This window comes from Cytobacillus oceanisediminis 2691 (assembly GCF_000294775.2).
In the GTDB taxonomy this organism is placed as follows: Bacteria; Bacillota; Bacilli; order Bacillales; family Cytobacillaceae; genus Cytobacillus; species Cytobacillus pseudoceanisediminis.
In genome coordinates, this window is record NZ_CP015506.1 from 4,177,152 (window position 1) to 4,189,872 (window position 12,721).

Consider the following 12,721-nt stretch of genomic DNA (forward strand, 5'->3'; position numbering starts at 1 on the left):
AATCCTATTCCAGCAAAAAACGCAAAATTTAAGCTCGTTATTTAACAATAATTTCGTTCATATTTGCAAACTTCTTAATCAAATCAGCCAAATTTGCCATCTGGTGCAGCCTATTGCTGCGAATTTCCTGCTTTTCATCCATAACCATAGTATGCTCGAAGTATTGATCAATTTCTGGTTTCAGGCTAATTAGCAGGTTAAAGGCAGCTTCTTCTGCTACCTCTTTTCTTAATTCCTCGTTCACTGATAAATATTTGTTGAAAAGAGATTTTTCGTAAACATTTTCAAATAAGCTGCTGTCTATATCCCCTTTATCCTCTGCTTTAGAAGCAATGTTGATAACTCGGCTAAGAGCTTCAATGCTTTCCTTGAAACCTGCAGCATCCTTATGGGACTCCAATACTTCAGCTCTTTTTACAAGTGAAGGTACTGAACCGATTTCACTGCCCAAAACGGCTTCAATTAAGTCATAACGAACTGTCTTCTCCTGCAGCATATATTTGATTCTTAATTTAAAGAATGAAACCAGTTCCTGCATCAATTCACCCTTTGATTTCTTTCCAATCTTCGAATTAAGAACAGTCTCAGAAGATAATGCAATTAATTCTTCGAGTTTTAAATCCCAATTTTTTGCCAGTAAAGTCTGGATAACACCCGTTGCCTGTCTTCTTAAGGCATATGGATCCTGGGAGCCGCTTGGAATAATCCCTATTGCAAAGGAAGACACAATTGTGTCGAGCTTTTCAGCAATGGACAGCACTGCACCAGCATCACTTGCAGGCGTCTGGTCCTCTGCATTGCGCGGCATATAATGTTCATTAATTGCACGCGCCACAGCTTCCTTTTCTCCTTTTTGCAGGGCATATTTTTCACCCATAAAGCCTTGCAGCTCTGGAAATTCATAAACCATGTGCGAAACAAGGTCGAACTTGCTGATTTCAGCAGCCCGGTCTGTCACTGCCTTTGCCTCATCGCTGAAATGAAGATTTTCACTCAAATTAGCTGCCAGCTGGCGAACACGTTCCACCTTTTCAGCAAGAGTTCCAATTTCTTCATGATAAACAATGTTCTTAAGTTTTTCCAGTGATGCCGCGATATCCGTTTTTTGGTCCTCCCTGTAGAAGAAAGCTGCATCAGAAAGTCTTGCCCGCAATACTTTCTCATTTCCTTTAGCCACTTTCTCCAAATGTTCATGGGATCCATTTCGGACAGTAACAAAGTAAGGAAGCAGCCTGCCCTCTTTGGACTTTACCGGAAAATAACGCTGATGCTCCTTCATCGATGTAATTAAAACCTCTTCCGGAAGCTCCAGGTATTCTTCTTCAAACTGGCCATATAATGCTGTTGGATACTCAACCAGGTTATTTACTTCTTCCAATAAATCTTCATCTACAGGGATCACCCAGTCATTTTCTTCTTCTATTTTTTGCAATTGTGATAGAATTGCACTTTTTCTTTCCTGCGGATTAGTTATCACATATTGCGCCAGCAGGGACTTTTCATAATCAGAAGGATTGTTAATTTCAATCTCTTCGCCCAGAAAGCGGTGGCCCCTTGTAAGGTTAGAAGTATGAACGTTTGTAATTGCAAAAGGAATGACTTCATTTCCGAATAATGCCATAAGCCATTTGATCGGCCTGATAAAGCGCAGCTCCTGGTTTGCCCAGCGCATATTTTTCGGGAATGATAACGAGGTGACAATCTGCTGGAGTTCCGGCAGCAGTGCTGCTGTTTCCTTTCCTTTTATAAATTTGCTGACATGGGCATATTCAACCCCATTAATTTCTTTAAAGAATATATCTTCAACAGAAGCTCCCTGGCCCCGGCTGAATCCAACCGCAGCTTTTGACCATTCTCCATCCTCGGTTAAGGCAATTTTTTTTGCAGGTCCTTTCGCTTCCTCATTTATGTCCTCCTGGGCGGTATCTACTCCCGTTACAAGAACAGCCAAACGGCGTGGAGAAGAGAAAGCGCTGATCTCGTCAAAAGATATTTTCTTTTCCAAAAGCCATGAGTTCACTTTATCTGAAAGCTGATTCATTGAATTAGTGACAAATCTGGCAGGCATTTCTTCAAGTCCAATTTCCAGCAGAAGATCTTTCTTATTCATGAGATTCTTCCTCCTTATCCTTTAATATTGGGAAACCGAGTTTTTCTCTCTCTTCATAAAAAGTTTTGGCTACTTTTCTGGCCAGATTTCGGCATCGGGCGATATAGCCGGTTCTTTCTGTAACAGAGATCGCTCCCCTTGCATCAAGCAAATTAAAGGTATGAGAACATTTTAATACATAGTCATATGCCGGGTGTACTAGGCCTTCATCCATTTGTCTATGTGCTTCTTTTTCATAAATATTGAACAAATTGAAGAGCATTTCCTGATCTGATGTTTCAAATGTGTATTTCGAATGCTCGAACTCAGGCTGCAGGAAGATATCTCTAACCGTAAACCCGTCAGTCCATTCAAGGTCAAAGACATTTTCCTTGTCCTGAATGTAGGATGCAAGCCTTTCTATTCCGTAGGTAATCTCAACTGACACAGGCTTACATTCCAATCCGCCTACCTGCTGGAAATATGTGAACTGCGTTATTTCCATACCATCAAGCCAAACTTCCCATCCTAAGCCTGCACAGCCCAGAGAAGGATTTTCCCAGTTATCTTCTACAAACCGGATATCATGTTCAAGCGGATCAATGCCCAATGCTTTTAATGAATCAAGATACAGCTCCTGAATATTATCCGGCGACGGCTTCATGATCACCTGAAATTGATGATGCTGATAAAGCCGGTTTGGATTCTCACCAAAACGCCCATCGGCAGGACGGCGTGAAGGCTCCACATAAGCAACATTCCACGGCTCTGGTCCAATCGCTCTTAAAAAAGTATACGGGCTCATTGTTCCGGCCCCTTTTTCAGTATCATATGCCTGCATCAAGATACAACCCTGTTCAGACCAATGTTTTTGAAGTGTTAATATCATGCTTTGAATATTCATAGGACACCTCTTTCTTATTGTATAAATTATAGCTTTATGAACTTAACAGCTGTCTACCCACCGCTTTTCTGTGAACATAAAAAACTCCCGTCTCTATGCCCAATGGCATAGGGACGAGAGTTTACCCGCGGTTCCACCCTATTTGCTGCGATTTTGACCACAGCCTCTTTAGTTGTCGATAGACAATATTGCTCTGGAGCGCCCTTCCTTAACCATCCATGCCCGGCTCCCACTATCCCGGGTTCGCTTTAATTAGAAAAGGTTAAGTACTCTTCTCCTTCACAGCAATTATATTTTATTACTTTGAATCATAGCGGAATGGATTTAAATTGTCAATAATAACAAAAGCCAATGCGCTTCGCCTATAAAGAAACGCATTACATTAAATCATTAAACTTAGCCATTTGATTCAGAAACTTCTTTGTCTTCAAGTTTAAGCCTGAATACTCTTCATAATAGGCAGAAATAATCTTTTTCAATTCAGCTTTGGTTTCTGGTTTGACAGAGATATTGCCGAGCCGGGACAAGTCAAAAAAGTAAAACAGGCGAAGAAGCTTAATTGTCGCCTGGGACACTTTATAATGATAAGGATCCTTATCAAGGCAGCGGTGACAAATAAGCCCGTTTTCGCGGATAGAAAATGCAAAATGCCCGTCAGTGCTTCCGCAGACAGAACATTGATCAAGTACTGGATATAAACCCAGAGCATTCAGCATTTTCATTTCATAAATGTTTGTAAGAATTTCCGGGTCATATCCTTCGTTTATTAAATTTAGGGTTTGATACAGCAATTCGAACAAAAATGGGTTGGGCTTCTTATCCTCAATGCTTTTATCAGTCAAATCGACAATATAGCTTGCATATGCAGTCAGAAAAATATCTTCTTTAATGGACCGCATAGATGAAATCATGTCCCCCTGCTGCAGGGTACCCAAACCGCTTCCACGCTGAACTAAGAAATTCCCGTATGTAAAAAGCTGGGTGACAGCAGCAAGTCTGCTGTTCGGCTTTTTCGCTCCTCGTGCCATCACACCAACTTTTCCCCATTCACGGGTATATAAAGTAACAATCTTATTTGTTTCACTATAATTAGTTGTCCTGATGACGATGCCTTCACATTTATCAAGCAACCGTGACACCATCCCTGTCTTTCGACAAACCTATGAGATGGGAAAATCAGCTTCTGCTAGCTCTTCATCATTGCTGCCGGGTATATCCTGAGTTTCCTTTTCTAGCTCCTTGAAGAGAAGATATGTGTCAATATTTCCTGTCTGGGAAAACACTCTCCAGGTAAAATCCATCATCGAAAACCCCACCTTTCAGTTATTCAACTAGCAATTTCTTTATCCCAATACATTTATCTATATCATAGCCTGTCTTTGTAAAATCATGAGACGAAAATATTGTCAATCACCTGCATGCATATAAATCAGAAATGAATAATACTTTAATTAGGGCTGGGTTTAGTACTCATCTTCACGGAAGCCAAAGTCGCGGAGCTGTGACATTTTATTGCGCCAGTCTTTTTGGACTTTGACCCATAGCTCCAGGAAAACCTTTGATCCAAGAAGATTCTCAATATCAACTCTTGCTCTTTTTCCGATTTCCTTGAGCATTTTCCCTTGCTTTCCAATCACAATGCCTTTTTGGGAGTCACGCTCCACAATGATTGTAGCCATGACATGAATGACATCCTTATCTTCGCGGCGTTCCATTTTATCAATGGTTACAGCAAGCGAGTGCGGTATTTCTTCTCTTGTTAAATGCAGTGCTTTTTCCCTGATCAGTTCGGAAACGATAAATCTCTCTGGGTGGTCCGTTACTTGATCAGCTGGATAAAACTGCGGCCCTTCCGGAATATATTCTTTAATCTGTCCTAACAGCGTCTCTACATTATTGCCTTCTAAAGCAGAAATGGGGATAATTTCGCTGAACTCGTACTTTTCCTTGTAAGACTCAATAATTTTAAGAAGTTCATCAGGATGTACCTGGTCAATCTTATTGATTACAAGGAAAATCGGTGTACGGACTGACTGAAATTTCTCAAGTATGAATTCTTCACCGCGTCCAAAGCCTTCCTGGGCATTTACCATAAACAGGATGACATCCACTTCTTTAAGTGTATTTTGGGCAACTTTCATCATAAAGTCTCCCAGTTTATGCTTTGGCTTATGGATTCCTGGCGTATCAATAAATATAAATTGTGCGTCATTGGTAGTCAGGACACCTTGAACTTTGTTGCGCGTTGTTTGCGGTTTATCACTCATAATCGCAATCTTCTGCCCGATTACGCGATTTAAGAACGTTGACTTCCCTACGTTCGGTCTGCCGATTATGGAAATAAACCCTGATTTGTGTCCTTTTGGTGTAGTAGTGTTATTCATGTAAATCCTCCGGTGAAAATGCTCCTGGCAGTAATTCTTCAACTGTTAATTCCTTAATATCCCCTTTTAAGTTGGTTAAAACCACTTTCATTTCAGGCGGACATAATTCGGCTATTACCTGTCTGCATGCACCGCATGGGGGAACTGGACGGTCTGTGTCAGCAACTACAGCTATGGCTGAAAAACTTTTTACGCCATCAGAATACGCTTTAAAAAGCGCAGTCCTCTCAGCACAATTACACATGCTGTATGCAGCATTTTCGATGTTGCAGCCATGAAAGACCTGCCCGTCACTGCTTAATAGTGCCGCTCCTACTTTAAATTTTGAATATGGCACATATGCTCTATCTCTTGCAATCATTGCTTCTTTTATTAGTTGATCGCTGTTCACAAATAATTCTTCCTTTCCTGTAAAGCGAGTTGCTCCCCAAGCCAATAAACCCAAGGTTTGGACCTGCAATGGGCCTTGTGAAATTAAGCAATGCGCTCAATAGCTTCTTCGGTAAGAAGCAGCCGCTTCTCTTTTATTTTACAACATTTTACTGTGATTTTCATCGTTTGTAGCAAAAACGTAATAAAAAAATTGAATTTTCTAAAAATACATAGGCTGATTTAATTTTGAACCAGGTCCCTGTTCTGAATGAGATTCCACAAACATCTCCCCAGCATGCAATATTTACTGCTGTTCTGTCATTTTAGCGGATTCAGTGAGCGTTTTCAAACCCATGCTCTAAATTTTTTCACCATACTTCAGACTTTGCTGTTTATATAGAAATACCAAAAAGCAAAGCTGCCCATCCGGACAGCTTCACATTACTGCAAAAATATGAGAATTTTAGGAAGGAATATAACTCCGCCTATAATTACACTTACAATTGCATACACCAATACTGCTCCAGCAGCAATATCCTTTGCTTGCTTTGCAAGGGGATGATACTCTTCTGTCGCCAGATCCACAACCCTTTCAATGGCAGTGTTCAGCAGTTCGAGTGAGAGCATGCCCCCTATGGCCAGGAGAATGATTATCCATTCAAGGCTGGAAATGCCAAAGAATACCCCAAACATAATAACAGCTATCGACACTGCCAAATGTATTTGCAGATTCCTTTCATTCAATAATGCTGCCCTAATGCCGGAAAAAGCAAACGAAAAGGATTTTAGGACACTGTGTTTTCGGACCTTTCTATCTTGTGAGCCCGAATTCATCTAATATATCCTTTTGGCGGGAAAACATTTTTTTCTCATCTTCTGGATTTTCATGATCATATCCAAGAAGATGAAGGAAGCCATGGACCGCCAAAAAACCAAGCTCCCTTATAAAAGAGTGACCGTACTCCTCAGCCTGCTCCTTCGCCTTTGCAACTGAGATAATGATATCCCCCAGGACTCTGGGCATATCGGCACCAATCAGTTCGATTTCACCTTCACCCAGCTCTTCCATTGCAAAAGAAATAACATCTGTCGGCCGATCTTTATCCCGATACTCCCTGTTAATTTCCCGGATGCGTTCATTGGTCACAAATGTGATGGATACTTCGCTTTCCGGCTCCACAGATTCTTTAGAGGCAGCAAAATTAATTAGCTCTTCAATTTTGGCTATATCATTTTCCTGAAGCTCATTTGTTTCGTCCAAAAAATCAATATTTAAATTCATGCCTGTTTCACCTTCTGTTTTGTCATTTCAGGATACTCGATACGTGAATGGAAAATCCCGTTTAACGTTTCGCAGAACGAGTGTGAAACGGTTTCCAGTTCTTTTAAGGTTAAATCACATTCATTCAGCTGTCCATCCTGAAGTCTGTCTGCGATTATCTTTTTGACCAGTTCCTCTATTTGTTCTGTTGTAGGATGCGCCATGGAACGGACTGCAGCTTCCACACTATCAGCAATGCCAATTACTGCCGACTCTTTTGATTGCGGTTTTGGTCCCGGATAGCGATAGTCCTCTTCCTTTACTTCCAGCCCATTCTGTTTTGCTTTGTAGTAAAAATATTTAAGCAATGTTGTTCCATGATGCTGTTCGGCAATATCTACAATCTCCTTCGGCATCTTATGCTTCCTCAGCATTTCAGCCCCATCGGCAGCATGGGCGATTATTATATTCTTGCTGGTATGCGGAGGGAGGCGATCATGCGGATTCTCAATATTAACCTGATTCTCGATAAAAAACTGAGGCCGCTTTGTTTTACCGATATCGTGATAATAGCATCCCACCCTTGCCAGAAGGCCATTCGCCCCAATAGCTTCACACGCTGACTCGGAAAGATTGGCAACCATTACACTATGATGATAAGTTCCGGGAGACTCGGTCAGTATCTTTCTCAGCAGAGGATGATTAGGATTAGATAGTTCTATCAGCCTCATAGTAGACAAAATTCCAAAACCTGCCTCGAAATACGGCAGCAGGCCAATTGCCAGCACTGCAGACGAAATACCTGAAATCAGAGCAATAACAAAGTAAAAGCCATATTCAATCGTATCATAGTGGCCGTTTCTTAAGAAAAGCATTGAAAAGATAACAAGTATGTTTACTGCGGATACAAATAAACCAGCCTGCAAGATTTTGGAGCGGCGATTCTGCTTGCTCAAAAACAATATAGCAGCCAAGCCGCTGCAGAGGATATAAATGGCTGATGTCAGCTGAAATGTGCCAGTAACGCCTTCATTAAAAATTACGCTTCCTGCAATAGCCATAATGATCGTATAGTACATGGCAAGCTTTTCATCAATCAGTATTTTGATTAGCATAGCTCCCATGGCTGCAGGGTAAATGTATCCTATCTCTGAATAATCAGCATATTGGAATAGACTGATGACCTTCATCAGCAATATGGATAAGATAAAAATTAGGCTAAACAGCAAAAGATAACTTTGCTTTGTTTCCCGCTGCACGTTCATTTCATGGAAATAATAATATAGGGCTGATAAGACAATGACGATTATCAGCGATAGCCCTATAAAAGGCTGAATCGAATTAACACTGTCAAGAAGTCCTGCAAGTTCCAGCTGCCTGTATATGTCCCGGCTGATAAGCTGATTTTCCTCTACGATTATCTGTCCCTGCAGGATCTTAACCGGCTCGACACTCTCAACAGTCTGCTGTCGTAATTCTTCCGTGGCAGCAGGATCATAAAATTGATTTTGATATATAGCATAACGTCCCAGTTCTATTGCAGCTTTTTTTAAATCTGAATTCAAGCTGGTGAACTTCAATTCTTCTTCAACCCGCTTTTTCGCGTTCTCCACCTGTTCAGCCGGAATCTCATTATTCATAATTTTATTGATGGCCGTTACCGTAAGGTCTTTTGCAATGCTCAGCTCCCCCTCCTTTGCCTGCAGCAAAGAAAGGAAAACGCCATCTGATACCTCACGTGTTACGTCATCAGTGAGCTTTTCCTTAACCATAGCCAATTTATCTTCAGGACGGGTGGCTTCTGGGTCCGGTGCCTCAACATTATTATCGGCCTCAGTTTGAGCAGCTTTCTTTTTCTCTTCCATCTCTTCTTTTACTTCATCGTTCACTTCCGATACAGATCCGAAAATGGAGGTAACCAGGTCAACTCTGTTTTGTGCAATCTCTTTTTTTACAACGTAAATATCCTTAACATTATTTTCTGCTTCTTTTCTCTTTCTTTCTGTGCTAGCTTTATCCTCTATTGTTATTGGAGACCTTATAGTCTGTTCAGCAACAGAGAACAGACTTAAATCCAGTTTTTCAGGCTTAACATTGCTATACATGGAAAAATACATAACAATCCCCAAGAGAATAAATAAGAGAACACGAAAAAAGGTCATATTAAGCAAATTTCTGATTGTTGACATACTCTGCTGAAGGTTTGGCACATTTACCCCTCCTGTCCTGGGTAAAAAAATTCCAATAACTTTAAAAAGCATTTCAGTATTAATTATGTAAAATCATAACAGCTTTTCTGATGGTTTTCACCAAGAAAAAATGGCCTATCTATTAACAGGTTACCTAAACATTTCATTAATAGCAAATAATTCCATGATAAATCCTGCTATCATTCATACCGGTGGGATTTTTTACTTAACGAAAAAACCGCCAAAGTCGGCGGTTTAACGGTTAACTAGTTATCTTCCTTTTCGTATGCCTGGATAATCCTGGCCACAAGCGGATGCCGAACAACGTCACTTTGTTCCAAATGAACGAATGATAGCCCACTTACACCCTTTAGTATATCTTCAGCCACTATGAGGCCCGATTTTACTCCTTTTGGAAGGTCAACTTGTGTTCTGTCTCCAGTAATAATCATTTTTGAGCCGAAGCCAAGCCGGGTTAGAAACATCTTCATTTGGGCTTGAGTTGTATTTTGCGCTTCATCCAGAATGACAAAGGCATCATCTAAAGTTCTTCCGCGCATGTACGCAAGCGGTGCAATTTCAATCGTGCCTCTTTCAATCATTCTTTGTGTATGCTCTGCACCTAATATATCATGCAAAGCATCATACAATGGCCTTAAGTAAGGATCGACTTTTTCCTTCAGATCCCCCGGCAGAAAACCAAGGCTCTCGCCTGCTTCGACTGCAGGACGGGTAAGGATAATCCTTTTCACATTCCCATTTTTCAAAGCATTTACAGCCATGACAACAGCCAAATATGTTTTTCCCGTTCCTGCTGGACCTATGCCAAAAACCAGGTCATTCCCGCGGATTGCATGAATATATTGACGCTGGCCCAGTGTCTTAACGCGAATGGACTTGCCTTTTGCATTTTTTGTGATTTCTTCTTCATATAAATCACTGAAATACTCAAGTGTACCCTTATGAGCCATTTGAAGAGCATACATAACGTCTCTCTGGCTTATATTTATTCCTTTCCGGATTACATAAAGCAGTTTATCCAGAACCTTTCCAACGAGTTCTACCTTGTCCATTTCTCCAGACACATAAACAGATTCTCCCCTGGTTACAATGGAAACATTCAGTTCTTGCTCAATAACTTTTAGGTTTGCATCCGAATTCCCCAATAGGGCAATTGCTTCGTTTGGGTCTTCTAGCTGCAGGTTCATTGTTTTCAAGTCTTCTGTCATTCCGAATCTCCTTGAATAATTGGTTGTCCTTCTGCAATATTCTCAATAATTTGGAAATGTATTGCTATAGTTACTTTACCATTGTCAATTGATTGGTGCAAAACTTTTTCTCCCATAACTTTAGCATTTTCATCTAAGCTGCTTTTTATTTTTTTTCTTGCCAAATCTTTCGCAGCTTCAAATGCCTCTTTATTCGAATAAATTCTTGTGACTTGCTCCCTTTCACGGAACGTTTTATTCACATATGAAATAGGAAGCTCCCATTTCAGGAATTTTACGCTTTTTTCATTTTCCTCTAATTCATATTCTTCAAACTCCGGGCTCCCAAACCCCCATATTGGGATCTCAAGATTTCCGATCGTAAGTGCATGCTTGACTTTTTCATTGCCGCTGAATACTTTGAAAGTGCTCTTAAGCGGAAGAATGACCTCAGATTTATACCATGTTTCCCCGAAAATCTCCCCCTTCGAAGGAACAGTCTCTGTTTGACCTTCTTTCCCGATTATCCCTGAGACCAAAAGCTGTCCTGGCTGAACATGATCGTGTATATCAACGACTGGACGCCCTTCTTGGACAAACATATCTACAATGACGGCTTTTTTCTTCGCTACCAAATGGCGCGGACTTAAATACTCAGGCTTCTTAGGCTCATTTTTCTCTACGACCTGTAGATGGTAGGTTGTCCCTTTTAACTCCACACCTACCCAAGTAATGGCTTCAATGTTGTTTGAAAGTTGACGCTGAATAGACTCCACGTTATCAACAAAGAACTGCAGCTTTCCTTTTTTAACCCCCATCTTGTCCAATTCTTTGATAATCTGATATTCAGTAGCAGGATTTGCACCCTTAATCTCTATTCCCCAAACCATATTGGATAAAAGGAGAATGACTGCAAAAAATGCGAGGGCACCAGCAGCAAATCCGCTGTTTTTCAGCAGCCTTTTCACAAGGAATGGAGCTCCTGCCCGCTGCAGGAACTCGATTCTGCAATCGCTGTTCCTGGCGTGGCTCCTTATTTTTTTGGCATCTTCCAATTTCATTTTGAAGGTGACTGATTGCGTTCCATGGTTTTTTACATTCCAGATATTGATTCCGCTGCGGGTAAGCGCATTAATAAACCTTTCTATTCCCTTCCCGCTTGCTTTAACTGTTACAAGCCCCCTGTAAAATTCGATCCACTGGTTCTTCATTTCCTTCCCCCTGAATTCTTAATCAGTGTCTGAAATATAAGTTACTGAGTCAATTTTCCCCTCCAGCAGTATTTCTTCTGGCAGTATCGTTTTTATGACGAAAGCTTTCCCTCTAATTAAAAGCTGCCCCTGCTTCAAAAGCAGTCTTAATTCCTTATCTGAAAAAGCCAATAATCCCCTGTGGTTCTCTATATAGATATGGATTTGTCCAATCATTGTGATGCGGGGCAGATCCATCATGACATCTTGAGGAAGCTCCATATTTTTAGTCATCCAGCCGCGGACGAATTGTCCCCACTTTTTTGCCATAAAAAAAGAACCCCCTTTCATCTCATATTTATGAAATGAACGGAGGTTCTAGCACTTATTTTTGATAAGAATAGAATGTATCAATGCCAACCCTCCCAAAAAGGCAAATAACGCCTTTTGGTGAGACTCGTCTTGTGCTTGGGCCCGCAGGATAAGGAAGGCTTCGTCAGCATAAACATCGCACGAAGCGACAGCTTTTGGGAGGATGCGGGTCATGCAGACGCTGCCACAGGACGCAGCGATCTTAGTCTGCGTTCCTTCGCGGGCAAGGAGCTTCCACTTTTCTTATTGCTTCCTGTTCAGGGATCGGTGAGGATTTTTTGATCTTGGTGGCCCAAGGATTTCAGACCAGATTATTCCGTCAGCAAGCGATTGTTTCCTAAACTCAAAACTTCCTGCTCCAGATGGTTCTTTTCGATGCTCTGCGTTTGTATTGGAAGCTGTTTTCGCTATTTTACTTGCTTTTCTTTCTGCAGCTCTCCGCTGATTCTGAAGAGCCTTCATGCTTTCTTCAGCCTGCTGTTTACGCTGCCTGTATTCTTCTTCTATTCTTTTGGCTTTCTCTTCCTGCTGCCTGTATTCTTCTTTTAGCGTTTCGGCCAATGCAGAATCTGCCGAAGTTCTTTCTGCCTGTGCCCTCTGCTCTTGCTGTACTGAACGGGGAGTCTGTTTAACAGGCTTTTCCTCCTTCTTTTTTTTGAAGAAGGAGGAAATGAAAGCTATTAAGGCAATAAGAATAAAAGGATTCTCCAATAAGAATTCCAAGAGAGTTTCCTCCCTTCTCCCAATATGGG

At 41.2% G+C, this 12,721-nt stretch carries 13 protein-coding genes and 1 other annotated feature; all 13 genes read right to left on the reverse strand.

Annotated elements, in window-relative coordinates:
• Window positions 1-37 precede the first annotated feature (37 nt).
• The gene (gene glyS / locus A361_RS21070) at window positions 38-2,110 is read right to left on the reverse strand and encodes a glycine--tRNA ligase subunit beta (RefSeq protein WP_009332993.1); all 2,073 of its coding nucleotides are present in this window, start codon (window positions 2,108-2,110) and stop codon (window positions 38-40) included.
• Window positions 2,103-2,993 (reverse strand): glycine--tRNA ligase subunit alpha, encoded by an 891-nt coding sequence (gene glyQ, locus A361_RS21075; RefSeq protein ID WP_019382855.1) that lies wholly within the window; start codon window positions 2,991-2,993, stop codon window positions 2,103-2,105. Before glyQ ends, glyS begins: the two co-directional genes overlap by 8 nt.
• Window positions 2,994-3,099: 106 nt before the next feature.
• Window positions 3,100-3,285: a binding site (T-box leader), on the reverse strand.
• Window positions 3,286-3,370: 85 nt separating this feature from the next.
• A complete protein-coding gene (recO, locus tag A361_RS21080) occupies window positions 3,371-4,123 on the reverse strand; it encodes a DNA repair protein RecO (protein WP_009332995.1) in 753 nt (250 codons plus the stop codon).
• A 30-nt stretch (window positions 4,124-4,153) separates the two neighbouring features.
• The gene (locus tag A361_RS29165; protein ID WP_009332996.1) at window positions 4,154-4,297 is read right to left on the reverse strand and encodes a YqzL family protein; all 144 of its coding nucleotides are present in this window, start codon (window positions 4,295-4,297) and stop codon (window positions 4,154-4,156) included.
• Window positions 4,298-4,456: 159 nt separating this feature from the next.
• Window positions 4,457-5,377, reverse strand: a complete 921-nt coding sequence (gene era / locus A361_RS21085) for a GTPase Era (protein ID WP_009332997.1) — start codon at window positions 5,375-5,377, stop codon at window positions 4,457-4,459.
• Window positions 5,370-5,768, reverse strand: coding sequence for a cytidine deaminase (locus tag A361_RS21090; RefSeq protein WP_009332998.1), 399 nt, complete (start codon window positions 5,766-5,768; stop codon window positions 5,370-5,372). Before A361_RS21090 ends, era begins: the two co-directional genes overlap by 8 nt.
• Window positions 5,769-6,190: 422 nt before the next feature.
• Window positions 6,191-6,583 (reverse strand): diacylglycerol kinase family protein, encoded by a 393-nt coding sequence (locus A361_RS21095; RefSeq protein WP_019382857.1) that lies wholly within the window; start codon window positions 6,581-6,583, stop codon window positions 6,191-6,193.
• Complete coding sequence (gene ybeY, locus A361_RS21100; protein ID WP_009333000.1) at window positions 6,561-7,031, reverse strand: rRNA maturation RNase YbeY; 471 nt, start codon at window positions 7,029-7,031, stop codon at window positions 6,561-6,563. Before ybeY ends, A361_RS21095 begins: the two co-directional genes overlap by 23 nt.
• Window positions 7,028-9,199 carry an HD family phosphohydrolase gene (locus A361_RS21105; RefSeq protein WP_033196614.1) on the reverse strand — a complete coding sequence of 724 codons (2,172 nt, stop codon included), beginning with the start codon at window positions 9,197-9,199 and terminating at the stop codon, window positions 7,028-7,030. Before A361_RS21105 ends, ybeY begins: the two co-directional genes overlap by 4 nt.
• Window positions 9,200-9,465: 266 nt before the next feature.
• Window positions 9,466-10,428: a PhoH family protein gene (locus A361_RS21110; RefSeq protein WP_009333002.1), complete on the reverse strand. Its 963-nt coding sequence runs from the start codon at window positions 10,426-10,428 to the stop codon at window positions 9,466-9,468.
• Window positions 10,425-11,618: a sporulation protein YqfD gene (gene yqfD, locus A361_RS21115; protein WP_019382859.1), complete on the reverse strand. Its 1,194-nt coding sequence runs from the start codon at window positions 11,616-11,618 to the stop codon at window positions 10,425-10,427. The genes A361_RS21110 and yqfD overlap by 4 nt, the downstream gene beginning before the upstream one ends.
• A gap of 18 nt (window positions 11,619-11,636) precedes the next feature.
• Complete coding sequence (gene yqfC, locus A361_RS21120; protein ID WP_009333004.1) at window positions 11,637-11,927, reverse strand: sporulation protein YqfC; 291 nt, start codon at window positions 11,925-11,927, stop codon at window positions 11,637-11,639.
• A gap of 285 nt (window positions 11,928-12,212) precedes the next feature.
• Entirely contained in the window at window positions 12,213-12,692 is a 480-nt protein-coding gene (locus A361_RS21125) for a hypothetical protein (RefSeq protein WP_009333005.1), read from the reverse strand.
• Between the last annotated feature and the right edge of the window lie 29 nt (window positions 12,693-12,721).

Excerpts from the sequence above, each read along its gene's own strand:
- glyS (WP_009332993.1), bottom strand. The coding sequence starts at position 2,110 with ATGAATAAGAAAGATCTTCTGCTGGAAATTGGACTTGAAGAAATGCCT.
- A361_RS21105 (WP_033196614.1), bottom strand. The coding sequence starts at position 9,199 with ATGTCAACAATCAGAAATTTGCTTAATATGACCTTTTTTCGTGTTCTC.
- A361_RS21095 (WP_019382857.1), bottom strand. The coding sequence starts at position 6,583 with ATGAATTCGGGCTCACAAGATAGAAAGGTCCGAAAACACAGTGTCCTA.
- era (WP_009332997.1), bottom strand. The coding sequence starts at position 5,377 with ATGAATAACACTACTACACCAAAAGGACACAAATCAGGGTTTATTTCC.
- yqfD (WP_019382859.1), bottom strand. The coding sequence starts at position 11,618 with ATGAAGAACCAGTGGATCGAATTTTACAGGGGGCTTGTAACAGTTAAA.
- glyQ (WP_019382855.1), bottom strand. The coding sequence starts at position 2,993 with ATGAATATTCAAAGCATGATATTAACACTTCAAAAACATTGGTCTGAA.
- A361_RS21110 (WP_009333002.1), bottom strand. The coding sequence starts at position 10,428 with ATGACAGAAGACTTGAAAACAATGAACCTGCAGCTAGAAGACCCAAAC.
- ybeY (WP_009333000.1), bottom strand. The coding sequence starts at position 7,031 with ATGAATTTAAATATTGATTTTTTGGACGAAACAAATGAGCTTCAGGAA.
- A361_RS29165 (WP_009332996.1), bottom strand. The coding sequence starts at position 4,297 with ATGATGGATTTTACCTGGAGAGTGTTTTCCCAGACAGGAAATATTGAC.
- yqfC (WP_009333004.1), bottom strand. The coding sequence starts at position 11,927 with ATGGCAAAAAAGTGGGGACAATTCGTCCGCGGCTGGATGACTAAAAAT.